The following is a 26,467-nucleotide window of genomic DNA, read 5'->3' on the forward strand; positions in this document are numbered from 1 at the left end:
TGTATTACTGTGTTATTACTGTATATGTCAAGTATGTACAGTATGACAACGAGGTGCACCATGGATATCATCATCAGCAACTCCGGCGGCGTGCCCATTTACGACCAGATCACCCGGCAGATGAAGGGCCTCATCCTCCGGGGAGAGCTGGCCGAGGGGGAGGCCCTTCCCTCTATGCGGCTGCTGGCCAAGGAACTGCGTATTTCTGTCATCACCACCAAACGAGCCTATGAAGAGCTGGAGCGGGACGGCTTCATCACCACCGTGCCGGGGAAGGGGTGCTTTGTAGCCCCACGAAACCTGGAGCTGGTCCATGAGGAGACCCTCCGCCGGGCGGAGGAGCATCTCTCCCAGGCGGTGGATATTGCAAGGACCGGCGGCGTCACCCTGGCGGAGCTGACCGAGACCCTCAGCCTTCTGTATGGAGAGGAAACAGTATGAGCAATGCATTGGAAGTATGCCATCTCACCAAAGACTATGGTTCCTTCAAGCTGGACGACGTGTCCTTCACCGTGCCTGGCGGCACCATTATGGGCCTGATCGGGGAGAACGGGGCCGGGAAGTCCACCACCATTAAATGTATCCTGAACCTGATCCACCGGGACGGGGGAGAGATCTCCGTCTTCGGGCTGGACGCCATCCGGGACGAACGGGCGGTGAAGAGCCAGGTGGGGGTGGTGCTGGACGAGTCCCTCTTCCACGACACCCTGAATCCGGTCCAGATTGGCAAGATCCTGTCTAAACTCTACCCCAACTGGGATGGAGCGTGCTATGGGGATTATCTGCGGAAGTTTGAATTGCCGGAGAAAAAGACAGTGAAAACCTTTTCCCGGGGCATGAAGATGAAGCTGGCCATTGCGGCGGCCTTTGCTGCCCAGCCCAGGCTGCTGATCCTGGACGAGGCTACCTCCGGCCTGGACCCGGTGATACGGGACGAGATCCTGGATGAGTTTCTCAACTTCATTCAGGACGAGGAACACTCCATTCTCATCTCCAGCCACATTACCAGCGACCTGGAGAAGGCGGCGGACTATGTAACCTACCTCCACAAGGGGCGGGTGGTTCTGTCCGGCGCCAAGGACGAACTGCTGGATTCCTACGGCAAACTGGTGTGCAGCCGCGCCGATCTGGAGCGGGTGGATCAGTCTCTGCTGGCGGGCAGCCGGGTGGGGCAGTTCGGGTGTGAGGCCCTGGTAAAGGATCGGCACGCCTTTGCCCGCCACTATCCGGGCCTGACGGTGGACCCCGCCACATTGGAGGATATCATGGTCTTTACCGGAAAGGGGGATGCAAAATGACCGGGCTGATCTATAAGGATATTGTGGCTTTGCGCAAGCAGCTCTCTACGCTGCTGCTCTTTCTCGTCGTGTACGGAGGCTTCTGCGTCACCGGGGTGTTTGATTTCTCCATCTTGGGGGCTCTGGTAGCCGTATTCGGTCTCACCATTCCCGTGTCCTCGGTGGCACTGGACGATGCCGCCCATTGGGACCGGTACGCGGTGGCCACCCCCGCCGGACGGCGGGGGGTGGTGGCCGGGAAATATGTGTTCACCCTGTTGGTAATCGTGGTAAGTGTGGCGGTGGCGGCGGGCCTGATGGTGTGCCTTTCCTTGGCCGGACTGACCGAGACAACGCTGGATGATCTGGTACTCATTGCCCTGTCCTGCGGCGTGCTTACGCTGGTGTTGGACGCCATCATTCTGCCCTTCCTGCTCAAGTATGGGGCGGAGAAGGCCAGAGTGATCAGCATGATCACGTTTGTAGCGATCTTTGGTGGGGTTATGCTGCTGGGAGGACTGGCCAGGAACCAGATCGCGCTGCCCCAGCCGCCGGCGTGGCTGCTGACCGCCCTGCCCGTCCTCTTGGGATTGCTGGCCATTGGCGGCTACCTGATCTCCTACTTCATCGCACAGGGGATCTACGCCAAAAAGGAATTTTGAATACCAGAACAGAAAAATGGGCCCGCTGCGTCATGCAGCGGGCCCAAATTGATTCTGTGTGGTTACATCCGTACAAACTGGTTCCGGTGAGGATCGTACTGGCAATCCAGGATAGACAGTTTCTGAGAGATTTCGTCTTGATCCACCTGGAGATCGTCGCACAGGGAATCCAGGGAGGGATAGAAGTCACGCAGTTTGGTGTTGACATAACTGAGCAGGATCATGGGATCTTGGGGAAGCATAGAGAATGTGCCTACTTTCTGTGTATAGAATGCTTGGTGCTGGCTGGGGCGATATCTTACAGCCCCAACTTTTCAGCCACGAAGTTATCCACTTTCGCCAGCGCGTCGATCCCCACACGACTGTGTCGCGCGGGAACCCCATTTATTACATCTGCTCGGGCGGAATGAATCCGCCCGGCATCAAGGTTTTGCCTTTGGCAAAACGCTTGGGACGCCGCACTTGCGGCGGGGCTGGACGACGCCCGCAGTGACAACTGGGATAGTAACTTACAGTCCCAGCTTTTCAGCCACAAAGTTATCCACTTTCGCCAGCGCGTCGTCCAGTTTGAGGACGTCGGTGCCGCCGCCCATGGCGCTGTCGGGCTTGCCGCCGCCCTTGCCGCCGCAGCAGCAGCACACCTGCTTCACCAGGTCGCCGGCCTTGATGCCCTTGGCCACGGCATCCTTACCGCACACGGCCAGGAAGGTGATCTTGCCATCCTTCACGCTGGACAGCACCGCCACCACGCCGGAGTCCTTGTCCCGCAGGAAGTCGCCCATCTTACGCAGACGGTCGGCTTCGGCGTCGTTGAGGGTGGCGGTGAGTACCTTCAGGCCGCCCACGTCCTTGGCGCCCATCAGGAAGTTGCCCGCCTGGTTCACGGCCTCGCGGGCCTTAAAGCCCTCCACCAGGTGGCGCAGCTCCCGCAGTTCGGCAATGGTCTGCTCGGCCTTCTCCCGCAGTTCGCCGGGCTTGGCCTTGAGTACCGCGGCGGCCTCAAACAGCTTCTGCTGGTTCTGGTTCATGATCTTCAGGGATTGAGCGCCCGTAGTGGCCTCGATGCGGCGGACGCCGGAGGCCACGGAGAACTCGCTCTCAATGTGGAACACGCCCACCTTGGCGGTGTTGTCCAGGTGGGTGCCGCCGCAGAACTCCACGGAGTAGCCCTCGCCCATGTCCACCACGCGGACGGTGTCGCCGTACTTCTCACCGAAGAGGGCGATGGCGCCCCGCTTCTTGGCCTCTTCAATGGGCATCACATCGGTGTGGACGTCGTAGCCCTCCAGCACGGCCTCGTTGACCATGGCAGACACCTGGGCCAGCTCCTCGGCAGTCATGGCGGAGAAGTGGGTAAAGTCAAAGCGAAGCCGGTCGGGCTCTACCAGGGAGCCCGCCTGATGCACGTGGTCTCCCAGCACGGTGCGCAGGGCCTTGTCCAGCAGGTGGGTGGCAGAGTGGGCGCGCATGATGGCCTTCCGCCGGGGCACGTCGATCTGGGCGGAGACAGTGTCCCCCAGCTTCAGGACCCCCTCGGTCACTTTGCCGTAGTGCATATACTTGCCGCCCTTGTTCTTCTGCACATCGGTGACCTGGAACAGACAGCCGTCCTCCCCGCTCTTGGCAATGACGCCGTGGTCAGCCACCTGGCCGCCCATCTCAGCGTAGAAGGGAGTCTTATCCAGAACCACAATGCCCTCCACGCCGGGCATCAGCTCTTCGGCCTGCTCGTTTTCCACCACCAGAGCCACAACCTTGGCGTCATCAATGGAGGTGTTGGTGTAGCCCACAAACTCCGTCTCGGGCACGTCCTTGCCGAACTCCACGCCGGCCCAGCCCAGATCGCCCAGAGCCTCGCGGGCCTTACGGGCGCGCTCCTTCTGCTCCTGCATCAGCTTCTGGAAGGCAGCCTGATCCACGGTCATGCCCTGCTCCTCCACCATCTCGATGGTCAGGTCGATGGGGAAGCCGTAGGTGTCGTACAGCTTGAAGGCGTCAGCGCCGGAGAACACGGTCTCGCCGCCGGCCTTGTGGCCCTCCAGCATATCGTTGAAGATCTTCAGGCCGCCATCGATGGTGCGGGCGAAGTTCTCCTCCTCGGTGCGGATGACCTTGGTAATATAGTCCTGGCGCTCCCGAAGCTCGGGGTAGTGGCCCTCGTTCTCGTGAATAACGGTGTCGCACACCTCATACAGGAAGGGATCGTTGACGCCCAGCAGCTTGCCGTGGCGGGCGGCCCGGCGGAGCAGGCGGCGGAGGACGTAGCCCCGGCCCTCGTTGGAGGGGAGCACGCCGTCGCAAATCATGAAGGTGGCGGAGCGGATGTGGTCGGTGATAACGCGGAGGGACACGTCCTTGGCGGCGGTCTCGCCGTAGTGGGCGTGGGTGATCTCGCTCACCTTGTTGGTGATGTTCATGACGGTGTCCACGTCAAACAGGGAGGCCACGTCCTGGCACACGCAGGCCAGACGCTCCAGGCCCATGCCGGTGTCAATGTTCTTCTGCTTGAGCTCGGTGTAGTGGTTCTCGCCGTCGTTGTCGAACTGGGAGAACACCACGTTCCACACCTCAATATAGCGGTCGCAGTCGCAGCCCACGGTGCAGCCGGGCTTGCCGCAGCCCCACTGCTCGCCCCGGTCGTAGTAGATCTCGGAGCAGGGGCCGCAGGGGCCGGAGCCATGCTCCCAGAAGTTGTCCTCCTTGCCGAACTTAAAGATGCGGTCGGCGGGGATGCCGATCTCCTCGTTCCAGATGCGGAAGGCCTCGTCGTCGGCGGGGGTGGTCTCGTTGCCGGCAAACACGGAGGGGTAGAGGCGGTTGGGGTCCAGGCCCACCCACTCGGGGGAGGTCAGGAACTCCCAGGCCCAGTGAATGGCTTCCTTCTTGAAGTAATCACCGAAGGAGAAGTTGCCCAGCATCTCAAAGTAGGTGCCGTGGCGGGCGGTGTGGCCGATGTTCTCAATGTCGCCGGTGCGGATGCACTTCTGGCAGGTGGTCACACGGTGGCGGGGGGGCTCCTGCTCGCCGGTGAAGAAGGGTTTCATGGGCGCCATGCCGCTGTTGATGAGCAGCAGAGAGGCGTCGTTCTGGGGAATCAGGGAAAAGCTGGGCAGGCGCAGGTGTCCCTTGGTCTCAAAGAAGGACAGGAACATCTCGCGCAGTTCGTTCAGACCGAACTTCTTGGGCATATGATTCAATCTCCTCTGCAAAAAATAAGCCCCGCCCCCATGTCAGGGGCGGAGCAATGTTCACTCCACGGTACCACCCTGATCTACACCCAACGGGTGTATCTCACTGCATCCGGTAACGGGGATGAATCGTCCCGGTCCTCCCGGGCCGCTCAGAAGTGGCGTGCAGGCTCGTGTCGCGGAGGGCTTGCACTCTCCCCTCTCGCTGGTCGCGGCGTGGTCTGCTTGGCTTCGTCATCGCGCTTCAACTGCCTTATTCTATCATATTTTTCGCCGTTGTCAACCGCCTTTTCGGGGAGAACCGGCGCCGAGCGGTCAGAGAAAGGATTCCAGGCAGTAGAGCCGGTTCCGTTCCGCGTCCCAGAAGAAGATGATCTCGCTGTTATCCGACTTGGCGCGATACCAGTTGGAACAAGCGTCGTAGTCGGGGCGGTACTCAGCCGGGACCTCAATCTCGTCCAGCCAGGTTTCGGCGGCCTGGGTGAGGCTGTCGCAGTAGATGGTCTCCCGGTCCACGCTGCCCCAGGCGAACATCTGGTCAATGAAATCCTCGTACTGATAGGAGAATATATGGTATCGGATACCGTCCCCCAGAAAACTGGGGCCGGAATCCTTTTCATAGCATTGAACGGGACGAGCCCAAAAAGGAATGGAGATCCCCCAGTTCAGGCGCAGCGCCAGGGTGTAGCTGGAGAGAACCCTCCAACTGATGGCTCCGGCCACAAGGAGGAGACAGGCAACGGTCAATAGAATGTATTTTCTTTTCATAGCGGACCTCTTTTCCAGGGGGGGCGTATCAGTTGCGGACCGTGCGGACAGGGCGGGGCAGCAGAGACCCCAGAAAAAAGAGCAGCGGCGGCAGCAGACCGGCCAGAAACATGGAAAAATACCAGGTGAAGCCGAAGGTGCTCCAGGCGGTAAGATCTGCATTCTGCCCCAGGGTGGCCAGCATGAACACAAAGGAGGGGCACGCCAAAAAGTAGGTGCTTGTCAGCATCCAGAATCCTATGCCGGAGAGAAGGGAGGGGCAGACAAGCAGAAGCCACCCTCCAAAGGCCCAGCCCCAGGCAAGCAGGGCGGGCCAAAGAACAGCCTTTACGCCCTCTTTCGGTGTGGGCCGGTTCCAGCTGCGGACGGCAGCCATGATCCACCCGGCGGGAAGATAGAGGACCATCATCCACAGTGCCTGAAGCGGTGAGGAAACGGATGCAAACAGTTGGGGCCCTAAGAACAACAGGGGAGCGCAGAGAGCAGTGATCACAAAATGTCCCGCTGCAAATCCCCCCAACCGGGAGGCAGGTGACGGAGTCATAAGAATCGCTCCTTTCGAGGCCATCCTACCATGCGGGAAACTGAAAGTCAATATAAATTTATTGAAAAACAATAAAATAAAGGGACGACAAAGCCGGGCGTGCCTTGAGGCACGCCCGGCGGAGATTCTTATTCGCCTTCGTAGGCCCAGCGGTAGATCTCGATGATCTGGGCCTTGGTGGCCTTGCGGGGATTGGTGAGGCAGCAGACGTCCTTCATGGCGTTTTCCGCCATAATCTCAAAGTCCTCCGGCTTGACCCCCAACTGCTTCAGATCAGAGGGGATACCCACCTGGCGGCTGATGGTGCGGATGGCCTGGATGGCCTTGGCCGCGGCATCCCCGGTGGACAGGCCGTCGATCTGTTCCCCCATGGCCTGGGCCAGATCCCGGAAGCGATTCAGGTTGCCGATGAGATTGAACTCCTCCACATAGGGCAGCAGGATGGCGTTGCATACGCCGTGAGGCAGGTTGTAGTAGCCGCCCAGCTGGTGGGCCATGGCGTGGACGTAGCCCAGAGAGGCGTTATTGAAAGCAATGCCCGCCAGATACTGGGCGTAGGCCATCTTGTCCCGGGCCTTCATGTAGTCGCCGTTGGCCACCGCCTTGGGCAGGTACTGGTAGATCATCTTCACCGCCATCAGGGCGGCGGAGTCGGTGAGCACGTTGGCGGCGGTGGAGACATAGGCCTCAATGGCGTGGGTCATGGCGTCCATACCGGTGGCGGCGGTGAGGGAAGCGGGCATCCCCTTCATGAGGACCGGGTCGTTGACGGCGATCTTGGGGGTGACTCGCCAGTCCACAATGGCCATTTTCACCTTGCGGGTGGTGTCGGTGATGATGCAGAAGCGGGTGATCTCAGAGGCGGTGCCGGCGGTGGTATTGATGGCCATCAGGGGGACCACGTCCTTGGAGGCCTTGTCCACGCCCTCGTAGTCGTGGATGGTACCGCCGTTGCTGGCCACCAGGCCAATGCCCTTGGCACAGTCGTGGGAGGAGCCGCCGCCCAGGGAGATAATGGAGTCGCAGCCGTTCTGCTGGAAGAAGGCCACGCCTGCCTCCACGTTCTTGTCGGTGGGGTTGGGTTCGGCCCCGTCAAAGACCACCGACCGGATACCGGAGCCGGACAGGATCTCCTGGATGGAGGCGGCCATGCCGGACTGGGCCAGGAACTTGTCGGTGACGATCATAGCGTGGCTGACGTTCAGGCTGCTCATCAGCGCACCGATCTCATTGACGGCTCCTTCACCGAACACATTGCGGGTGGGCAGGAAGTAGTAAGTGGACATAGCAGATTTCCTCCTTGTGCCGGGCGCCTGCGCCCAAATGATTGACGCAAGTATAATCTGCCAAATTAAAGTTGTCAATAAGTTTTAAAAAGTTTAATTTTTAACAAAATATTGTTATATTTGTGACATATAAGTTAAAAACATGACAATAACATTTTAAAATAAAACTAATTGGTTTAGAAACGGGAATGTGAGAAATTGGGAACCATTTCCTCCTTGTTGTGACAATAACAACAATCTGCTTCCAACGCGAAACAGTACAAGAAAAAGGCGGCCCGCGCAGATACGCGGGCCGCCTGCCGGTCAGAACCGGTAGAGGTAGAGATAGGTTTCGTTGTAGTCCTCCTTGCCGTGGGCGGTGATGGCTACCCGGTCCTCATCGAACCAGCTCAGGGAGCCCTCGTGCAGGGCGTCGTAATTTTCCCGATCCAGCAGGGTGAACACGCCGCGCTCCAGGTCCATGACTCCAAGGCTGGATATCCCAAGCCCGTCGGCCTGGTCGTCGTAGCTGGCAAACAGAACCTTGGTGCCGGAAGTATTGGCGATCAAGGTGGCGTTCTCCTGTTGGGACAATAAGAAATCCTCCACAATGGTGGTCCCACCGGTAACCAGGTCCAGCACCGATACCGTGCCGTCCTCCGCCACATAGATGCCCCGTCTGCCGCCAAAGAAGAACTGGAAGCCGTGGGGGTTCTCCTCCCGGGACTGGTAGACCGGCAGCTGGGAGAAGGTGCGCTTCAGCTGGCCGTTCTCCGGCTGCCAGGTCCAGACATCGTAGCAGTCCCCTTCCGACCCGGAGAGGGTCAGCAGGATCAGGGCGCCGTCCTGATCAAACCAGGCGCTGAATACCTCCAGGCCGGTGAGCTCGTCCAGGGCGGTGGTGGTTTGGGCCGTGCGGTCACAGTAGAACCAGCCCGTGCGGTCGCTGGACAGAATGGCGGCGGACAAATCGTCTGACCACCGTATGTCAGTCAGGGGCGCGGCCTTTTCCCAGCCGGTGCCATCCAGCAGGTCGGTGACTGCTCCGGTTTCCAGGTCCAGCAGCACCGGGTACTGCCGGTAGTCCATTTGGCTGCCCTGGCTGAGACGGAGGATGACGCTGTCGGTGGAGCCGGGGATGGCGATGGCATTACAGTCGTAGTCCAGGGCATAGCCGGCGGTGCCGTCACAATGGCAGGAGATTGCCCCCTCATACTCGCACCAGTAGACGGTGTCGGTATAGGTCACGCCCTCCCAGGTGGTGGAAAACCGGGTGGTGTGGGTCTCCAGGGGGACCAGCTGATCCCCCTCCGCCGCCCAGTAGTGGCGGGCTAGGAGGGTGCCGTCGTCAGCCCGCTCTGCCTGAAACAGGGTGCCGACACCGTAGTCATAGCCTGCCCCGGCGTTGGGGAGACGGATATACTGGGCCTCCACCAGACCGTCAATGGTGGTCTGGGTCATTTCCGCTTCCTCCGGCGCCTCGCCCACAGGGCCGGGCACCTGCTCGGTTTCCTCCAGGTGGAAGAAGGTGAGCACCGCCGCCCGCAGCTGGGGGCTCACTGCCATAGCCACCATAAAGGTGCAGGCGATGGCGGCGGCCGCCGCAAGAACCTTGCCCGCCAGCCTGCGGGGGTGCGCCTGCCGCATGGAGGGCAGATTCAGCTGCTCTTTGATACGCCCCTCCAGATCGGGGGCGGGGTTCAGCTGGTCCATTGCGTTGCGATAATCCCGGGTGTTCATACGCTTCCCTCCCATCCGGTGTCCAGTTCCAGTTTCAGCAGCTCCCGGCCCCGTTTCAGCCGCATTTTTACCGCTGACTGGCTCAGCTTCAGGATCTCGGCCACCTCCGCCACCGAGTAGCCCTCGTAGTAGTGAAGGTGGATGGGGCCTTTGTAGGTCTCGGGCAGAGCCAGGATGGTCTCCAGCACCGCCCGATCCGGGCCTGACCGTACAGGGCAGCTCTCATCCAGGGCCACCGTCTGCCGCCGCCAGAAGTTTTTCAGTTGGTCCCGACACAGATTGGCGGTCACCCGCAGCAGCCAGCGCTTCTCGTGCTCCCTGTCGGCAAAGGCGGGGGCCTTGTACAGCAGCTTGAGAAAGACCTCCTGAGCCACATCCTCGGCGTCCGCCGGGCGGCCCAGATAGACCATGGCCAGCCGGTAAACCGAAGTACCATGGGCGGAATAGGCGGCTTCAAACCGGCGGATCAAAGGGTCGTTTTCTTTCATCGTACCGCCTCCTTTCACCCATATAACGACTGGGCAGACTTCCAGGTCACAAAAAAGTCCAGGCGAATTTCGCCTGGACTTTTGCATATCAGGAATTTTCCCGGCAGGCCCGGAGGATGGACAGAGGGGGCACCGGACGGGGCAGCTTCATGTGGAATACCATCTGGGGAGTACGGGGCTCAGTGAGGGGCCAGCCGTTTTCATCCTCCATGGCACCGGCGGTAAAGGGGGTGGCAGCCACGTCGGGGCCCACCAGCTCCAGCTCATCTCCCACGGCAAACTTATTGCGCAGGGACAGGGTGGCGTTGCCCTCAGAATCGCAGGAAGTGACGATGGCCACCACCTGCCACTCCCGGACATACCGGGCGTCTCCGGTATACTGGCCGGGCTGGCCGAAGTAGAAACCGGTGGAGTAGGGGCGGTGGCTCACCTTGTCCACCTCTTCCCGCCACACCGGGTCCATGGGCTGACCGGCGGCCGCTGCGTCGATGGCGTGGCGGTAGGCGGCGGTGACAGCGGCGGCATAGTAGGCGCTCTTGGCACGGCCCTCAATTTTGAGAGAGTTGAGGCCCGCCTCCATCAGCTCCGGAATGTGGTCAATCATGCACATATCCCGGGAGTTCATAATGAAGGCGCCGCCCTCATCTTCGCCGATGGGGAAGTATTCCCCGGGGCGCTTTTCCTCCATCAGAGCGTACTTGTAGCGGCAGGGCTGGGCGCAGGCGCCCCGGTTGGCGTCCCGGCCGGTCATATAGTTGCTCAGCAGGCAACGGCCGGAGTAGCTGACGCACATGGCGCCGTGGACAAAAGCCTCGATCTCCAGCTCCTTGGGGGCCTTGGCACGGATCTCCCGGATCTCATCCAGGGACAGCTCCCGGGCCAGAATCACCCGGCTGGCACCCAGGTCGTACCAGGCACGGGCAGCCTGATAGTTGGAGATGCTGGCCTGGGTGGAGATGTGTGCCTTGACCTTGGGGGCGTGCTTTTTCAGCAAAGAGAGCACACCTACGTCGGCCACGATGGCGGCGTCCACCCCCAGAGACTGGAGGTACTCCAGCCACTGGGGCAGCCGGGCCACCTCGTCGTTGCGGGGCATGGTGTTGCAGGTAACGTGGATGGATACGCCCTTGCTGTGGCACAGTTCCACTGCCTGACGCATTTCCTCCTCGGTAAAGTTGCCTGCAAAGGCACGCATACCAAAATCATTGCCCGCCAGATAGACCGCGTCTGCCCCGTAGGCCAGGGACATTTTCAGTCGTTCCATGTCCCCGGCGGGGGAGAGCAGTTCGATTTGTTTAGTCATTCTTGTACAGCTCCTGGCTCTTGAGGAAAGATTGGTGCTCACTGCTGGAGCGGAAGAAGTGGTGTACCCCGTCGTCGCCCAGCGCATAGTAGTAATAATTGGTAGAGTCGGGGTTCACCGCCGCCTTCAGGGCGTCCACACCGGGACAGGAGATGGCAGTGGGAGGGAGTCCCTTGTGGGTATAGGTGTTATAGGGAGTATCCGCCTGCGTGTTTACTTGGGTGCCTCCGGTGACATACAGGATGGTGGCGTCGATGTTCAGATAGCCCGCCGTCTCGCTGGTGGGGTTGTTGAGCCGGTTGTAGATGACCGAGGAGATCTTACCCTGATCGCTGCCGTCGGTTTCCTTTTCGATCATGGAGGCGATGATGACGGCGTCGTTTACGCTCATGCCCTTGTCGGCCATGGTCTGGCGCATCTCATCGGTAAAGATCTGGTCAAAACGAAGGATCATCTTGTTGAGCACGCTCACCGGGTCCTCGCCCATATAGAACTCGTAGGTGTCGGGGAAGAGGTAGCCCTCCAGCCGCTTGGCGTCGCCCAGGGGCAGCACGCCCTGGAGGAAGGAGAATTTGAAGTCATAGTTGGCGGCGGTCGCCTCCAGATCTTCTACCGTGGCCACGCCGGCCTTCTCCAGCATCTCAAAGATCTGGGCCTCGGTGGTGCCCTCCGGGATGGTCACCGTGGTGGTGAGCCGGTTGGCGGAACTGGAACCCATGCTGCTGATGAGGGCACGATAGTCCATGTCGGTATTCAGCTCGTAGCTGCCCGGGGTAATCTTGGCATTGTCATCTCCGGCCTGACCCGAGACGTGGGTGAAACTGCAGAAGAGCTTGAATACAAATTTATATTCGATCAGGCCGGCATCCTTCAGCTTGTCGGCCACCTGATCCACCGTGTCGCCCTCCTTAATCTCCACCACGGCGGTGAGGGGGGCTTTGTTCAGGGCGAGGATGTCGTTGGCCCACATCCAGCTGACCCCTGCCAGCAGAACGGAGGCGCCCAGTACGCATACCACATAGATCAAAATACCCCATGAGCCCAGACGCTTGCGCTTCTTGCGGGGCCGGGACCGTTGCTGCCCCTCCGGGGCGGAGGGGGCACGGCCGGACGAGCGGCTGGAAGGCGCCAGACGTTTTCCGCCATGGTTGGCATGGGAAGAGGTCTCCTGACGGCCCTCGTTGTGATAATCTTCCTGAGACATAGGTTCAACTCCTAACCGAATGAAAAACAGTGGCCTGCCGGAACCACGATTGCTCCCTCCGCATAGAATAGGTCAGTTAAAGCAAGTGAGGTGAGACGACAATGTGTTTCGGCAATAACGGTTTTGGCGGCAACAGCTGCCTGTGGATCATCCTGATCATCATCCTGCTGTGCTGCTGCTGCGGCGGCGGGAACAGCTGCGGCAACAGCTGCGGCTGCAATAACAACTGCGGTTGTAACGACGGCTGCTGCTGAGCCGTACGTACCGCGGGGAAGCGGGGCCTCAGGCCCCGCTTTTCTCCTATCCCGGTGCGGACGGGCCGTACAGGCTGGTTTCAGTGATCACCAGATCCACCCCCAGGTCGTGGGGGAGACGGGGAATGGCCTCCATCAGCAGTCCATCCCGGCACAGCGCGGCGGTGATGCCGGAAAATCCGGCCAGCCAGCGGTCGTAATACCCGCCGCCCCGCCCAAGCCGGCCGCCGGAGCGGTCAAAGGCCAGCCCGGGCACCAGAACCAGATCGATCTGGTCCGGCGGGATGAGGGGACAGTCCGGGCCCGGTTCCAGCATTCCGTAGGGATGGCGGACGAGGGTACTGTCCCTTTGGACGAGCCTGGCCTCCATTTGGTTCCCCGGCAGGCACCTGGGCAGACACACCTGCTTTCCTATATCCCACAGGGGTGGCAGCAGCCGGACGGTGTCCGGCTCGGTGTCCATGCCGTGGTAGAGCAGGACGGTCCGGACGGACTCTATCTGAGGCAGGGCCAGAAAACGGCGAAACAGGGCTTCATCTCCGGCAATCCGCGCCTGAGATGACAGCGTGGCCAGCCAGTCCAGTGCCTGACGGCGCAGGCGGGCCTTCTCAGCCGTGATAGTGGACGGCATCCTTTACCTGGGCAGCAGCGGCAGGCCCCTTCAGGATCTCTACCAGCTTCAGGCCGAAGGGGAAGGCGGAACCGGCGGCCTCGCCGGTGACGATGTGGCCGTCCACCACGACGGAGGAACCCTTCTGCACTACAGCGGAACCCATCAGATCCTCCATACCGGGGTAACACACCGCGTTGCGGCGGTCCAGCATCCCCAGGTTGGCCAGAATGGTGGGAGCAGCACAGATGGCGGCCAGCCAGCAGCCGTGATCATAGCAGCGCTGGATGAGGGCCTGAGCCCGCATATCACCGCTGATGGCCTCTACGCCGCCCAGTCCGCCGGGAAGCATGAGCATCCGCAGCTGGTCGGGCTCCAGTTGGTCCAACGTGGTGTCCGCCGTGACAGTGATCCCGTGGCTGCCGGTGACCTGAAGTCCGTCCAGGCCCACCAGAGCTACCTTGACACCAGCCCGGCGCAGCAGGTCGGCGGGGACCAGAGCTTCGCTCTCTTCAAACCCGTTACCCAGTAAAATCGCTACCATTCAACAGCACCTCATTTTATGATTTGGGCCACCATAGCCCAGATGTCTTGGTGGATTTCTTCCGTGGAGCGCAGACGTCCTGTCTGGTCCACGCAGGGGACCTTGTGCCAGCCCAGGCAGTCAGCCGCCCGCAGAGCGGTGCGGCGGCACAGGGCCAGATAATCGGTATCTACTTCGTGAATATCGCCTTTGGTATGGGTGGCCGCCTCCCGGCTGCGCAGCAGCTCCACGGCCCGTTCTGTGGGCATATCCAGATAGATCACCTGGTCGGGGAAGGGCAGGCCCAGCTTGGAGCATTCAAAGTCGAAGAGCCAATGAAAGAACTCCTCCCACTGGTCCTCAGGTAGCTTGCTGGCCTGGTGGACGGCGTTGGAGGTGGTGTACCGGTCGGAGAGTACCAGCCCGCCGTTCCGGTAGTAGTCTCCCCACACCTTCTTCCAGGATGCGTACCGATCCACCGCGTAGAAGGTGGAGGCGGCATAGGGATTTACGTCAGAGGGATGGGAGCCAAACTCACCGCCCAGATACATCCGCAGCAGGGCGGAAGAGGGCTCCTGATACTGGGGAAAGACCAGACGGCGGAAGGAGATATCCTCCTGCTCCAGCCGCTGACACAGCAGCTTGAACTGGGTGGATTTGCCGGAGCCGTCGGTTCCTTCAAACACAATCAGCTTTCCTGCCATGTCAGCGCCTCCTGATCCGGGCGCCTACGGCATACCACAGCACCAGAGGGAGCTTGGCCATGCGCCCGATGCGCTTGGGCTCCTTGATGAGCCGGTGGAGCCACTCCAGCCCCAGCTTTTGAAAGGCCTTGGGAGCCCGTTCCACCACGCCGGCAAAGACGTCCAGGGAGCCGCCCAGGCCGATCATCAGGTGCGCGCCGGTAGCGGGACCGTTCTGTACCATCCAGAACTCCTGCTTGGGCGCGCCCAGACAAACAAAGACCACATCTGCGGCGGCGGCGCGGATTTCCTCCACCACCGGACCGTCCTCCTTGAAGTAGCCGTCGTGGGTACCGCAGACAATAAGTCCGGGATAGGTACTCTTCAGGTTGGCAGCGGCCAGCTCGGCCACGCCGGGTTTGGCGCCCAGCAGAAAGAGCCGCTTTCCGTGTTCCGCCATCCATGCCACCAGCCGCTGGGCAAAATCGATGCCCGGCACTTTGCTTTTCAGGGGGCGGCCCAGAATCTTGGCGGAGTAGATCACACCGATGCCGTCGGCCAGCACCAGGTCAGCCCCCAGCAGGGCCTGCTTGAATTCGGGGTTTTTCCGGGCGGCCAGGATAAATTCCGGGTTGGGGGTCACAGCATAGTGAAAGCCGTCCGCTTCCACCAGCCCGGAGCCAGTCTGTACCGCCTCATCCAACGTCAGGTCGTCGAAGCCGACGCCCAAAACATCTGTCCTCAAAATGAATTGCCTCCGATTGGATCAAGTCCATAATTTCACACCATTCTACCATAGTGGAAGAGAAAAGTCCATGCGGAAACAGGGAGAAAGGAGGGTGGAAATGATAAAGTTTCTGTGAAGAAAGCCGGAAAAGCGCCCTTCGCACAGCGAAGGGCGCTTTTGCTCAGATCAGGGAGGGAAGCAGATTCAGCTTGCACAGCAGAGTGCAGGTCAGGGCGGCAGCCTCCTCCCGGGTGGTGACTCCGGCGGGATCGATCTCACTGGGGGCGGCCCAAAGCAGGCCGTCCTCATCCTGTGCCAGCAGCCATACCGACGCCCAGGACCAGGAGGAATAGTTCTGATAATCGGCGGATGCCGCCTCCGGACGATTCTGCCAGGTCTGGATCAGATCCAGATCAAGTTTCCTGCCAAGGCGGGACAGGATGGTGATAAACTGCTCGTGGCTCACCGGATCGTTGGGGGCGAAGCGGCCGCCGCCTACGCCGTTTACCAGTCCCATGGAGGCCAGGGCATTGACGGAGGGACCGTACCAGTCGTCCATGGACACGTCGGTAAAGGCGCTCTCCCCGGTAGGAACCTTGCAGTTCAGGGCCTGGGCCAGCAGGGTACACAGTTGGCCCCGGGTCAGAGCTTCCGTGGGACGATAGGTGCCGTCTCCCGCGCCCAGTACCACGCCGTAGGTGGCCAGCAGGCCGATTTCATCGGCATAGGGGGACTGAGCGGTGTCGGAGAACCCCCGGTGATGATAGCCGCTGAGGCCGCAGGCGGCGGCCAGATCGGCGGCGGTGGTGGCCTCCCAGCCATCACCGGTGCCTGTCCGCAGCAGGACTCCGTCGGGCAGGGCCTCCAGCAGCGCGGTAAAGGCAGCCTGGTAGGAGGTGGAGCAGGCTTGTTCCAAATCGATGTACCAGGCACCGTTCAGATCAATGCGCGCCGTACCGGAGGTGTCTCCCTGGGGCTCGGGACTGGAGAGAAGCACGGCGGCCTCGTCCGCCAGGGACGGATTCAGCAGCAGGTGCGGCATGACGCCGATGGTGTCGTTGCTGGTACCGGCAGGCCCGAAAAAGCGATAGGCGGTCATTTTCAGAGCATCGCCCTCGGAGAAAAAGGCAGGAAAGAGGGTGCTGTCCAACAGGATCTGAGCGACTCCTTTTCCGTAGGTGCGGTCTCCCACCAGCAGGCCGGAGCCGGTGTCCCGAATGGCGGAGGCAAACAGCTCGGAGGCGCTGGCCGAATAGAAGTTGGTCAGGACGATGAGCGGTTCATCGGTGATCTGGGCGCTCTGACTGCCCTGGGCGTTGATGGAGCCGTCGCTGGCCCGCATATAAACCAGCTGATCGTTGGGACCAGCAAAATAGCTGATGGTGTTGAGGGCGGCGGTCACTTCTCCGCCGCCGTTGTTGCGCAGGTCCATGATCCAGTGGTCGGCCTGACTGCCATAGGTCTCCAAACCTTCCTGCACATGACCGGCGGTTTCAGGGCCAAAGGCGTCGCAGGCCACATAGCCGATGTGGTCCTCCCAAAGTTCAGTATAGGCGGTGGGCACCACAAAGGCGCAGCGGGTCAGGGTGACGGTGTGGGTCTGGCCGTCCCGCAGATAAGTCAGCTGGAAGGAGGTCCCCACCTCGCCGCCCAGCAGAGCGGAGGCCTGCTCCAGGCTGATTTTCATACAAGACTGGCCATCGATGGCGGTAATTACGTCTCCTGCCAGCAGACCACCCGCCTCTGCGGCGGAGCCGGGGATCACGCGGGTTACCAGCAGACCATCGTCAGCCAGCTGAATGGAAACGCCGGCGCCTACCAGCTCAGAGTCGGAGAGAGAGGCGTGAAAGGCGGCATACTCTTCGGCGGTAAAATATTCGGTGTAGGGGTCTCCGAGGGCCTGGATAATCCCGTTCATATCCGTTTGCTCAAATACCTGGTCGGGAAGAGGGTCCAGGTAGTACCAGTTCAGCAGCGTCAGAGCCTGCGAGGGATTGAGCGCCTGGGCAGCGGTTGTCAGCAAAAGGCTTGCGGCCAGCCCGACGGCCGGCAGGCGAAAGCGAAGTTTCATAGTACGCCTCCCGTAATATTATGTAACCCCATTTTAGAGCAAAGCGGGGGCGGGCGCAAGGCCCGTCCCCACTTTGTAGCAATTTGTCATTTTTCCTCCAGACTGCGGAACAATGCGGGCCCCTGGCGCACAAGTGCAAGGAAGGAGAGGACGGCCGCAGCGGCCAGAATAACGGCGTATACCAGCAGCAAACCCACGCTGCCCAGAGGCTCCAGAAGAAAGAACCACAGCAGGAAAAGAAGCAGGACCAGAACCATGGGCAGTAAGGTGGACAGCATGGCGGAGGCCGACTGCTTGACCACCACGGCGTCGTTGACCGCGTCCAGCTTGGGAAAGTGGAGGTTGATCCACAGCCCGAAGGGGGCGCACATCAGGGCGAAGAGTAATCCGTCAACCAGCAGGAGTACCCACTCCGCCGGAGCTAGGGCAAAGGCCAGACAGAGCATGAGCCACCCCACTGCCAGACAGGGCAGGATGACCAGCAGCTGGAAGGCCACCTTCATGCCCAGAATGGTGGTCACCGGAACGGGGGCGCACTGGAGCAGCCAGAGCTGCTTGCCCTCCAGGCTGATGGAGGAGCCGGTGATGGCAACGGTGGACAGGCAGAACGTAATGCCTGCCAGCAGCAGCGGAGCCAGAGCCAGGCCGCCAGCCATCTCTAAAAATTGTGCGATGGATTCCCGGTAGATGAGAGCGGCTACCCCGGCGCCGGGCAGCAGGAGCAGACCGATGCCGGTGTTGAATACATAGCTGGGGGTGCCGAACCACCGGCGGGCCTCCTTCCGCAGCAGGGCGCCCCGCTGGCTGGAGGAGGACAGCCTGCCCAGCTTGTAATCCGAGCGGGTCCGGTGGGTGGACAGCCGGGTGATGATGGCCTTATACTGCCAGGCCAACAGCCACACTACCACCAGGAAGGGGATCAGGCACAGGGCCCACAGCGCTGCCAGCTGGAGCAGATTTCCGCCGCTCACCCCCTCTGCCAGCAGCAGGAAGGGCCGGCCCCAGCCCTGGAAGAAGGCCAGAATGGTGGGGACGGAGGTTTGCACATTACCCATGGAACTGCTCAGCCAGAAGGAGCCCACCAGGATAAGACCCAGCAGGAGCAGCTGGAACAGGGAGGAGGCCAGGGCCTTCCGGGAAAACCGGCCGGACAGCCAGGCCAGCACAAAGCCTATAATGAGGGTGAGCAGGGTGGGCAGCAGGTTCAGAAAGAGGGCGGAAACCAGCAGCAGCGGGAGCACCGCCCAACCCCCCGGCCCGCCGTACCACAGGTAGATCACCCCGGCGGGGAGGAGCACGAACACGGTGGATACCAGGTTCTCCAGATAGAGGGCCAGGGTACGGGAGAGCATGAGGGTAAAGGGGGAAATGGGCAGGGAGAGCATCAGGTCGTTGTCCTTGGCTCCATATACCACGCCCTGGGCTGCAAAGAGGGAGAAAAAGAAACCCAGCAGGACAGCCACCAGGGACATGAGTACCAGCAGCAGGGGCAGGGCCCCCGCTGCCGCCAGCTGACCAGCCAGCATGGCGCTGTATACCCCGGAGACATAGAGCGACAGTCCGGCCAGCAGGGCCAGGGCGCCCATGCCGGAGAAGGAGCGCTTTTTCCGGCCCACCCGCATGGCGGACAGCAGCGCCTGGAAATTCAGTTTCAGCAGGGAGAGGAACTTAGCCATGCCCGTCCCCCTCCAGTTCCAGGAACACGTCCTCCAGGGTGGAGTCTCCCACCAGTTCGGAGGTGACGCCCATGCGGATCAGCTTGCCCTGCTTGATGATAGCCACCCGATGGCACAGCTTCTCCGCCACCTCCAGCACATGGGTGGAGAAAAATACCGCGCTGCCGGCGGCGCACAGCTCCGCCCAGAACTGTTTGAGCAGGTGGGCCGCCGACGGGTCCAGGCCTACGAAGGGCTCGTCCAAAATGAGCAGCTTGGGCTGACGGATGAGGGCGGAGATGAGAGCCAGCTTCTGCTTCATGCCGTGGGAATAGCTGCCGATGGGGCTGCCCAGATTGCCGGTGAGTTGGAAAGCGTCGCCGTACTTGGCGATGAGATTCTGACGGCTATCGCCGGAGATTTCGTAGAGATCGGCGATGAAATTGAGGAACTGGATGCCGGTGAGAAACTCATAGAGGTCGGGGTTGTCGGGCAGGAAGGCGGTGACCTTCTTGGCGGCCAGAGAGTCGGTGCGGACGTTGTGTCCGTCAATGGTGATGGTGCCCTCTGTAAAGTCCATGACGCCGGCCACCGCCCGGAGGGTGGTAGTCTTACCCGCACCGTTGTGGCCAATGAACCCGAAGATCTCACCGGGAGCCACATGGAGGCTCAGGTCGTCCACCGCCCGCTTGTGACCGGGATAGCTCTTGGAAAAGTGTTCGATGTGCAGCATGGCTTATCCCTCCACGATTTTGACGGCGGTACCATAGGCGGTGATCTCTGCCGCACCCTGCATGATGGAGGCGGAGGTGTAGCGTACGCCCACCACAGCGTCGGCCCCCATGGCCTCGGCGTCATCCACCATGCGCTTGGTGGCGATCTGACGGGCCTCGGTGAGCATTTTGGTATAGCTCTCGATCTCGCCGCCCACCAGGGTCTTCATACCGGCCATAAAGTCCTTGCCGAAGTGCTTGGACTGGACCACGCTGCCCTTGGCGATACCCAGGGCCTGGATCTCTTTGCCGGGGATGTACTCAATATTTAGAAGCAGCATTTTCTTCTCCTCCTTGGATCTGTTTGATGCGCTGGATGAGGGCCAGCAGGACCCCGACGATGAACACAGCCGGGATGAGGGTGAGTACCACCACCACCGGCAGCGGGGGTGCGTCGGTGGGGAAGGCCACGGCAGCCCACACCAGCAGGGCCATGACGCCCCCCATCAGGACCACGAACAGTAGGGCGCATACCACCGGCGGGATGTAGTGGGACACAGTATCTTTCTTATGGATGTTCACAAAGCGGGTCCCCTCTCCTTCCATACGGTCCATTTCCGACAGCCACCGGTCCGCGTCCAGGTCGGCCAGCTGCTGGCCGGCGTCGGCCAATGTCTGGCACAGGGTCCGGATGGTGGCCAGGTTGGCCTGCTCCCGTTCCAACTGGATGATGTGACGGCGCAGGCCGTCGTCCAGGGTCAGGATGCCCTGCTGCATTTTCCGGATCTCTTCCATAGGTACGTCCAGCTTCCGCAGCAGCTTGATCTTACGCAGGGCCTCCACGTCGGCGTCGGTGTAGTCCCGGTAACCGTTGTCCGCATTGCGTCCGGGGTTCAGCAGCCCCTCTTTTTCATAGAAACGGATGTTGCGCTTGGTGACGCCCACAAGCTGCTCCACCTCGTTGATCTTCATGCCGCTCACCTCCGACGCAAAAAGGTATACCCTCCACCGGGTGGAAAGTCAAGAAAAAAATATTCCATTGTACATATTCCCGTGGCTGGCGGACATAATGGAGGAAAAGGAGGCGCGTACCATGGACATGACCAACGAGGAGTACAGCCGCTATGTGGCTGAGATGGCCAAGCCCTCTCCCCTGTGGAAGGATCTGATCTGGGCTTTCCTGGTGGGCGGTTTGATCTGCACCCTGGGACAGGGGCTGAGCGACCTGTACCAGAGCTGGGGATTGGATAAGACCGACGCAGGGACAGCGGTGTCCGTCACGCTGATTTTCCTTTCCGCCTTTTTCACCGCCCTGGGGTGGTTTGATAAGCTGGCCCAGCACGCTGGAGCGGGTACTCTGGTACCCATCACCGGCTTTGCCAATGCGGTGGCCTCTCCCGCCCTGGAGTTCAAAAGTGAGGGACTGGTGCTGGGGGTAGGCGCCAGGATGTTTATCATCGCCGGGCCGGTGATTGTCTATGGCCTGGTGGCCAGTGTGATCTATGGTGTGATCCTGGTACTGATGGGTGCCTGATTGCGCTAAACAGAAAACGCGGAGCACGGCAAAGCCGTGCTCCGCGTTTTCTCATGGAGTTAAGCCTGAAGCAGCTGGGTCAGCTCGCCCATGGCGGCCGTCTCCTCAGCCACCTGCTGGGCCAGAAGCTGCTGCTGCTGGGTCAGAGCATCGTTGTAGAGGGCGATCTCCTCATCAAAGGAGGGGGCATCCTCCATGCTCTTGGCCAGCAGAGACATGGTGGCGGGATAGGTCTCCGCCAGGATGGAGCCCTTGCCGGTACCCCAGAACAGGTTGCCCGGGTTGGAGTCCTCCAGCAGAGCCTCCTTGGACCGGGCGTTGGTCTCCAGGCTGAAATTATAGTAGCCGTACTCGGTGCCGCCGTTGATCATCCAGGCCAGATCCAGCGCGCCGGTGCCCTCCTCGTTGCCCAGGACTCCCTGCTCCAGGGCGTCGACCACGCCGGAGATCAGAGCGATATTCTCCTGATAAGCCTGATGCTTGATGAGGATGGTGGATGTGGAAGCGATGCCGATGAAGTGGTCCTGGACAAAGCGGAAGGCCTCCAGGGTCTTGGCATTCAGTGCCCGGCCCTCGGCCCGGATGGCGTCCAGGTCCTCCTGACTGGCTCCTTCGGACAGAGCCTGCTGATAGCGGCTGTTGACAGCGGCGATTTCCTGGTTCCACCCGTCGGCAGCTGTCCGCAGCGTCTCCAGGGCGGTGGTGTAGGCCTCGCCGTCGCCGCCGGCGGCGGCCACCAGATCGGCATCCAGAGCCTCCGCCAGATCGTCGCAGGTGGCGGTCAGATCCAGCTCCAGAGCGGGTGTCTGATCCAGGTAGATGGCCAGCGTACCGAAGGTGTTCAGATTGGTATGCATCACGTCGGCGCTGTAGGTATCCCGGTCGTCGGCTACGGTGTGGTAGCGCTGCTGAATCCATCCCTCCTCGCCGTCCTGGGTGCCGGGGATGTTGATGAAGTAAGGGACGCCGGAGGCCCGGTAGGAGACGCCGTCCTCCATGGTGTTGGTATCCACCGACTGGCCGCTGATGCCGCCGGGGTACACGTTGTTAACAGGCTGGGTCAAAAGACCGGATTCTTCCACAAAGGACTGGGTCAATGTGGAAAACTCGGGGACGCAGCTGATCTGTCCCTCCTCCATGCCGTCGTAGAAGGCGGGCAGCTCAAAGTTCAGCAGAGCGATGGTCTTGCCGGCCCACTCGGGATGGGCGGTGTTGCTCATTTCCCAGGCGCCGGTGGTCCAGTCAAACTGGGTGCCCGAGGCGCCCCACTCCTCGGAGCCGTGGGCGATGAAGCGGATGTCGTTTTCCGGCTGGTAACCGGAATCCACCATGGCTTTGGCCATGGCCAGCACCAGGCCGATGGCGCAGCTGTCGTCCTGGAAGCCGTTGAAGTAGACGTCATAGTGGCCGGCCACCAGGGTCTGCTGCTCAGAGCTGCGGCCCTTCAGGGTGCCCACCACATTGTAGCTGGTTCCCTGCTCCGGCTCCATGACGTTGTCCACCATCAGGGTAGCGGTGTCGTGTCCCGCGGCCAGAGCCTCCGCCAGCTGGAGATACTGGTTCTTGCTGATGCTGACGCAGGGGATCACATCCTTGGAGCAAACGTCCTGCATATTGATCATGTCGTCGGAATAGGTGGCGTAGCCGCCCACATCGTAGGTGACGATGGCGCTGGCGCCGTGGAGAGCGGCCTCATTCATATACTGGTCGATCCAGGCCACATTCCACTGGTCCACGCCCACCAGAGCGATCTTGCCTTCCACGTCCACCCCCTCGTACTCGGCGGCGGTACCGGTGCCCACATCCACCAGCTGGGCGGTAATGCCGTCAGCGTCCGTGCCGTTGGTGGCGTAGGAGGCGGGCATGATCTGGATGTCGGTGTCGGCGATGGTGAGAGAGGCGTCGTTGAACTGCCACTTATCCACGGTGACAGGCACCTTCTCCACCGTCAGGCCGATGGACTCCATCTCGGCGGCAATGTAGTCAGCGGCAGCGTGCTCGGCATCGGAACCGGCGGTGCGCCAGCCCAGTTCGTTGGACAGATAGGCGGGATCATAGGCCAGGGTCTCGGCGATCTGGTAGGCGTATTCCTGGTCTACCTGCTCCAGATAGGCGGATACCAGGGCCTGGGTATCCTGTCCGGCAGAGGGCTCCGGCTGCTTATCCGGTTGGGAGCAGGCGGTCAGGGACAGCAGCAGAGCTGCTGTGGCGGTTGCGGCAATCAGGCGTTTCCTCATCTTTTTTTCTCTCCTCCAAACGTGTGGAGCGGAAAGGCAGCAAAAAAGCCATGGCGCAGATACACACCATGGCTGGAACACAAAGAGAGTTATAGTTCGCCTGTTACGGGGGCCCGTACCGTGCAGTCCGATTCATCACTCTTATTGACCGTTCACAAGTTGATGTGCGTATCTACGCATCGGTTATGAAGTAACCAACTTATAAAACTTGAGCCTTTCCGCTCAATCAATAAGGCAACAAAGTTGCCAGTCCGTACCCGCGGTACGGTCCCGAGCTCTTCGACGGGTTTTCGGCATTTGACCCGGCCGTCCGTGTAGCCTTGATCCTTGTGAAAGGATGGTCAGGACGTGCATTCGCACAGGCGTTCAAAAACGAACATACAATTTATACCACAGGTCAATGCAGGTGTCAATCCTGAATTTCGGGTAAGTGGGATGGATCCTGGTATGTGTAAATATACTGGAAGCCAATAAGAGAAAAGATGAGAAATTGTGAAAAACAAATAAAAAGACTTGACAAACGGCAGACCCAATAGTATACTAAAGCCAGAAAGAAAGAGGTGAACCCAATGGGCTAGTAAAGTCCAAATCATCAAAGCCTCAACGCAGAAGGAAAAGGAACGGTTCGTTTTAGGCAACACGTGTTCCCAACAAACTCATTGAAGCGAGGAGACCCGGAAACCTCAGATGCGAAGTTCGCTGAAGACGGAAATCAGGGTAGTACGTTGCAGGAGACAGTGATCCAGGCGAATCCCAAAACTGAGTCCTTCCCAATGCGTGGCAAATCTGTAGAAAGTAGAGGTAGACCAAGTGATTGAACCCCAGGTCGAAAAGTAGCCCCCCGGTCACGATGGATGGCCGGGGGGTTGTGCTGTTCCTGGGCAAAAATGCGGCAAACCTCTCAACATAAAAAGTCCCCCGGCACTGCCGGGGGGACTTTTCACATTTTGGGGAAGTTAGCGCAGCACGGCGCCCAGTTCCTTCTCCAGAGCGGCCAGGATGCTCTTCACATCCTCGTCGGCCTCCTCGCTGGTGAGGGAACGGTCGTCGGCCCGGAGGACCAGGTTGAAGGCCACAGACTTCTTGCCTTCGTCCACGCCCTTGCCGCGGTAGATGTCGAAGAGCTTGCACTCCTTCAGCAGGCCCTTGGCTCCCTTGCGGATGCAGGCCTCCAGAGCGCCCACAGTCACCGCCTCGTCGCACACCACGGCGATGTCGCGGGTGAGGTTGGGGAACTTGGGCAGAGGCACATACTCGGGATCGGCGCCCTTGGCGGCCATGAGCGCGTTCAGCTCCAGCTCAGCGCAGTAGAACTGAGCGTCTACGCCGTAGTTCTGGGCCACCAGGGGATGGACCTGGCCCAGCACACCGATGCGCTGGTCACCGGCGTACACATCGGCCACCCGGCCGGGGTGATAGGAGGGATTGGTCTCGCTGGGGACCTCGAAGTGGACATCCTCGGCCCGCAGATCCTTGAGAATGGCCTCCACACAGCCCTTGAGGGCGTAGAAGTCCATATCGCTGCCATAGGCGCCCATGGACAGCACCTTGTTCTCCACGGCCAGGCCGTCCTCGCCGCCGGGCAGGTAGATACGGCCCACCTCATAGAGGCGCACGTTCTGGTTGCGGTAGTTGTAGTTCCGGGTCAGGATCTCCAGCATGGAGGGCAGTACGGTGGTACGCATGATGGAGGTATCCTCGCCCAGGGGGTTGAGGATCTTGAAGGACTGGCGGCGGGCATCGTCGGCGTCCCAGCGGATCTTGTCATAGCAGGTGGGAGAGATGAAGGAGTAGGTGATGATCTCGTCAAAGCCCATGGCCCGGCACAGGGAGCCCAGCTGGCGCTCCAGCTTCTCCTCCACAGAGAAGCCGCCCAGGGTGGTCTGGCCCCGCATGAGGGTGATGGGGATGTTGTTGTAGCCGTGGAACCGGGCCACTTCCTCGGCCAGGTCGGCCATGCCGATCACGTCGCCGCGCCAGGAGGGCACGGTGACCTGATCGCCTTCCACCTGGAAGTCCAGCTTCTTCAGGATGGACACCATCTCGCTCTCGGCGATGTCGGTGCCCAGCAGGCCGTTGATCTTCTCGGGCTCCAGCTTGAGGACACGGGGCTGGGGCACATAGTTGAGGATATCGATGGTGCCGTCCAGCACCTCGCCGGCGCCCAGCAGCTCCACCAGCTCGCAGGCCCGGTTGACAGCAGGCAGGGTGTTCAGGGGGTCCAGACCCTTCTCGAACTTGGCGGAAGCCTCGGTGCGCATACCCAGGGCCAGTGCGCCCTTGCGGATGCAGGTGCCGTCGAAGCAGGCGGACTCAAAGACCACGTCCACAGTGTCGTCCACGATCTCGCTGTTCTCGCCGCCCATGATGCCGGCAAGACCCACGGCCCGATGTTCATCGGCAATGACCAGGTGGTTGGCGTTGAGCTTGCGCACCTGGCCGTCCAGAGTGGTGAGCTCTTCGCCCTCTTCTGCACGGCGGACGATGATCTTGCCGCCCTTCACATAGCGGTAGTCAAAGGCGTGCATGGGCTGGCCGTACTCCAGCATGACGTAGTTGGTGATGTCCACGATGTTGTTGATGGGACGCACGCCCATGGAGCGCAGCCGCTCCCGCATCCACTTGGGGGAGGGGGCGATCTTCACGTTGCGCACCATCCGGGCGGTGTACCGGGGGCACAGGTCGCTGGCGGGGGTCTCCACGTCCAGCAGCTCCATCAGGCTGCCGTTTCCGCCGCCCTTGACCACAGACTCGTGGAGGGTAAGGGGGGCGTCAAAGGTGGCGGCGGCCTCCCGGGCCAGACCGATGACGGAGAGACAGTCGGGGCGGTTGGGGGTGATCTCAAACTCGACCACGTGGTCGTCGGCGCCGATGATGGGCTTGATGTCGTCGCCGGGCTTGCAGTCCTCGTTCAGCACAAAAATGCCGTCGGGGATGCAGTGGGGGAACTCGGCCTGCTGGGCGTGGAGATCCTCCAGGGTGCAAATGGTATTGCTCTTGGTGTTGTAGGCCACCAGGTCC

The 26,467-nt window shown here is 60.8% G+C and carries 25 protein-coding genes; 5 read left to right on the forward strand and 20 right to left on the reverse strand.

The genetic code is table 11. The features are described 5' to 3' along the window. The first annotated feature begins 60 nt into the window (after window positions 1-60). Genes IHN22_RS00465 through IHN22_RS00475 form a run of 3 tightly spaced genes read left to right on the forward strand, consistent with a single transcriptional unit; the run spans window position 61 to window position 1,939 of the window. Window positions 61-441: a GntR family transcriptional regulator gene (locus tag IHN22_RS00465; protein ID WP_191433021.1), complete on the forward strand. Its 381-nt coding sequence runs from the start codon at window positions 61-63 to the stop codon at window positions 439-441. Next, entirely contained in the window at window positions 438-1,298 is an 861-nt protein-coding gene (locus tag IHN22_RS00470) for an ABC transporter ATP-binding protein (RefSeq protein WP_191433022.1), read from the forward strand. The genes IHN22_RS00465 and IHN22_RS00470 overlap by 4 nt, the downstream gene beginning before the upstream one ends. After that, window positions 1,295-1,939 carry an ABC-2 transporter permease gene (locus IHN22_RS00475; RefSeq protein ID WP_191433023.1) on the forward strand — a complete coding sequence of 215 codons (645 nt, stop codon included), beginning with the start codon at window positions 1,295-1,297 and terminating at the stop codon, window positions 1,937-1,939. Before IHN22_RS00470 ends, IHN22_RS00475 begins: the two co-directional genes overlap by 4 nt. Window positions 1,940-2,001: 62 nt before the next feature. Here the strand turns inward: IHN22_RS00475 and IHN22_RS00480 are convergent, their stop codons facing one another. From IHN22_RS00480 to mltG, 9 genes are all read right to left on the reverse strand, one after another. Beyond that, window positions 2,002-2,181, reverse strand: a complete 180-nt coding sequence (locus IHN22_RS00480; RefSeq protein ID WP_191433024.1) for a DUF4250 domain-containing protein — start codon at window positions 2,179-2,181, stop codon at window positions 2,002-2,004. Window positions 2,182-2,448: 267 nt separating this feature from the next. Next, the gene (alaS, locus tag IHN22_RS00485; RefSeq protein ID WP_191433025.1) at window positions 2,449-5,127 is read right to left on the reverse strand and encodes an alanine--tRNA ligase; all 2,679 of its coding nucleotides are present in this window, start codon (window positions 5,125-5,127) and stop codon (window positions 2,449-2,451) included. Between the two features lie 315 nt (window positions 5,128-5,442). After that, window positions 5,443-5,895 carry a hypothetical protein gene (locus IHN22_RS00490; RefSeq protein WP_191433026.1) on the reverse strand — a complete coding sequence of 151 codons (453 nt, stop codon included), beginning with the start codon at window positions 5,893-5,895 and terminating at the stop codon, window positions 5,443-5,445. A 28-nt stretch (window positions 5,896-5,923) separates the two neighbouring features. Then, on the reverse strand, window positions 5,924-6,304 hold the full coding sequence (locus tag IHN22_RS00495) for a hypothetical protein (RefSeq protein ID WP_140399825.1): 381 nt from the start codon (window positions 6,302-6,304) through the stop codon (window positions 5,924-5,926). Between the two features lie 263 nt (window positions 6,305-6,567). Beyond that, on the reverse strand, window positions 6,568-7,725 hold the full coding sequence (locus IHN22_RS00500; RefSeq protein WP_191433027.1) for an iron-containing alcohol dehydrogenase: 1,158 nt from the start codon (window positions 7,723-7,725) through the stop codon (window positions 6,568-6,570). Between the two features lie 303 nt (window positions 7,726-8,028). Next, on the reverse strand, window positions 8,029-9,444 hold the full coding sequence (locus IHN22_RS00505; RefSeq protein WP_191433028.1) for a hypothetical protein: 1,416 nt from the start codon (window positions 9,442-9,444) through the stop codon (window positions 8,029-8,031). Continuing rightward, complete coding sequence (locus IHN22_RS00510; RefSeq protein ID WP_191433029.1) at window positions 9,441-9,932, reverse strand: RNA polymerase sigma factor; 492 nt, start codon at window positions 9,930-9,932, stop codon at window positions 9,441-9,443. The genes IHN22_RS00505 and IHN22_RS00510 overlap by 4 nt, the downstream gene beginning before the upstream one ends. 88 nt (window positions 9,933-10,020) lie before the next feature. Beyond that, window positions 10,021-11,235, reverse strand: a complete 1,215-nt coding sequence (locus tag IHN22_RS00515; RefSeq protein ID WP_191433030.1) for a peptidase U32 family protein — start codon at window positions 11,233-11,235, stop codon at window positions 10,021-10,023. Beyond that, a complete protein-coding gene (gene mltG / locus IHN22_RS00520) occupies window positions 11,228-12,439 on the reverse strand; it encodes an endolytic transglycosylase MltG (protein ID WP_191433031.1) in 1,212 nt (403 codons plus the stop codon). The genes IHN22_RS00515 and mltG overlap by 8 nt, the downstream gene beginning before the upstream one ends. A 101-nt stretch (window positions 12,440-12,540) precedes the next feature. On the opposite strand from mltG, the gene IHN22_RS00525 reads away from it, so the two are divergent. Then, window positions 12,541-12,693 (forward strand): hypothetical protein, encoded by a 153-nt coding sequence (locus IHN22_RS00525; protein ID WP_164475038.1) that lies wholly within the window; start codon window positions 12,541-12,543, stop codon window positions 12,691-12,693. A gap of 46 nt (window positions 12,694-12,739) precedes the next feature. On the opposite strand, the gene IHN22_RS00530 is transcribed toward IHN22_RS00525, so the two are convergent. The 9 genes from IHN22_RS00530 to IHN22_RS00570 form a co-directional block, all read right to left on the reverse strand. Next, window positions 12,740-13,324, reverse strand: a complete 585-nt coding sequence (locus IHN22_RS00530; RefSeq protein WP_191433032.1) for a 5-formyltetrahydrofolate cyclo-ligase — start codon at window positions 13,322-13,324, stop codon at window positions 12,740-12,742. After that, window positions 13,302-13,847, reverse strand: a complete 546-nt coding sequence (locus IHN22_RS00535) for a DJ-1 family glyoxalase III (protein WP_087272473.1) — start codon at window positions 13,845-13,847, stop codon at window positions 13,302-13,304. The genes IHN22_RS00530 and IHN22_RS00535 overlap by 23 nt, the downstream gene beginning before the upstream one ends. 11 nt (window positions 13,848-13,858) lie before the next feature. After that, a complete protein-coding gene (locus tag IHN22_RS00540; RefSeq protein ID WP_087188279.1) occupies window positions 13,859-14,530 on the reverse strand; it encodes a dTMP kinase in 672 nt (223 codons plus the stop codon). Window position 14,531: 1 nt separating this feature from the next. Continuing rightward, window positions 14,532-15,254 carry a WecB/TagA/CpsF family glycosyltransferase gene (locus tag IHN22_RS00545; protein ID WP_087327918.1) on the reverse strand — a complete coding sequence of 241 codons (723 nt, stop codon included), beginning with the start codon at window positions 15,252-15,254 and terminating at the stop codon, window positions 14,532-14,534. A gap of 163 nt (window positions 15,255-15,417) precedes the next feature. Next, a complete protein-coding gene (locus IHN22_RS00550) occupies window positions 15,418-17,307 on the reverse strand; it encodes a S41 family peptidase (RefSeq protein ID WP_191433033.1) in 1,890 nt (629 codons plus the stop codon). A gap of 86 nt (window positions 17,308-17,393) precedes the next feature. Beyond that, window positions 17,394-18,983 (reverse strand): hypothetical protein, encoded by a 1,590-nt coding sequence (locus tag IHN22_RS00555; RefSeq protein ID WP_191433034.1) that lies wholly within the window; start codon window positions 18,981-18,983, stop codon window positions 17,394-17,396. After that, a complete protein-coding gene (locus IHN22_RS00560) occupies window positions 18,976-19,695 on the reverse strand; it encodes an ABC transporter ATP-binding protein (RefSeq protein WP_191433035.1) in 720 nt (239 codons plus the stop codon). The genes IHN22_RS00555 and IHN22_RS00560 overlap by 8 nt, the downstream gene beginning before the upstream one ends. A gap of 3 nt (window positions 19,696-19,698) precedes the next feature. Further along, entirely contained in the window at window positions 19,699-20,016 is a 318-nt protein-coding gene (locus IHN22_RS00565; RefSeq protein WP_087188284.1) for a YbjQ family protein, read from the reverse strand. Further along, on the reverse strand, window positions 19,997-20,647 hold the full coding sequence (locus tag IHN22_RS00570; protein WP_191433036.1) for a MerR family transcriptional regulator: 651 nt from the start codon (window positions 20,645-20,647) through the stop codon (window positions 19,997-19,999). The genes IHN22_RS00565 and IHN22_RS00570 overlap by 20 nt, the downstream gene beginning before the upstream one ends. Window positions 20,648-20,768: 121 nt before the next feature. On the opposite strand from IHN22_RS00570, the gene spoVAC reads away from it, so the two are divergent. After that, on the forward strand, window positions 20,769-21,209 hold the full coding sequence (spoVAC, locus tag IHN22_RS00575) for a stage V sporulation protein AC (RefSeq protein ID WP_087188286.1): 441 nt from the start codon (window positions 20,769-20,771) through the stop codon (window positions 21,207-21,209). 59 nt (window positions 21,210-21,268) lie between these two features. On the opposite strand, the gene IHN22_RS00580 is transcribed toward spoVAC, so the two are convergent. Together IHN22_RS00580 and pheT are read right to left on the reverse strand one after the other, a co-directional pair. Then, window positions 21,269-23,446: a M28 family peptidase gene (locus tag IHN22_RS00580; RefSeq protein ID WP_191433037.1), complete on the reverse strand. Its 2,178-nt coding sequence runs from the start codon at window positions 23,444-23,446 to the stop codon at window positions 21,269-21,271. A 956-nt stretch (window positions 23,447-24,402) separates the two neighbouring features. Continuing rightward, a partial coding sequence (gene pheT / locus IHN22_RS00585; protein ID WP_191433038.1) for a phenylalanine--tRNA ligase subunit beta occupies window positions 24,403-26,467 on the reverse strand: 2,065 nt, incomplete at its 5' end.

Source organism: Flavonifractor sp. An112 (assembly GCF_904377885.1).
In the GTDB taxonomy this organism is placed as follows: domain Bacteria; phylum Bacillota; class Clostridia; order Oscillospirales; family Oscillospiraceae; genus Flavonifractor; species Flavonifractor avicola.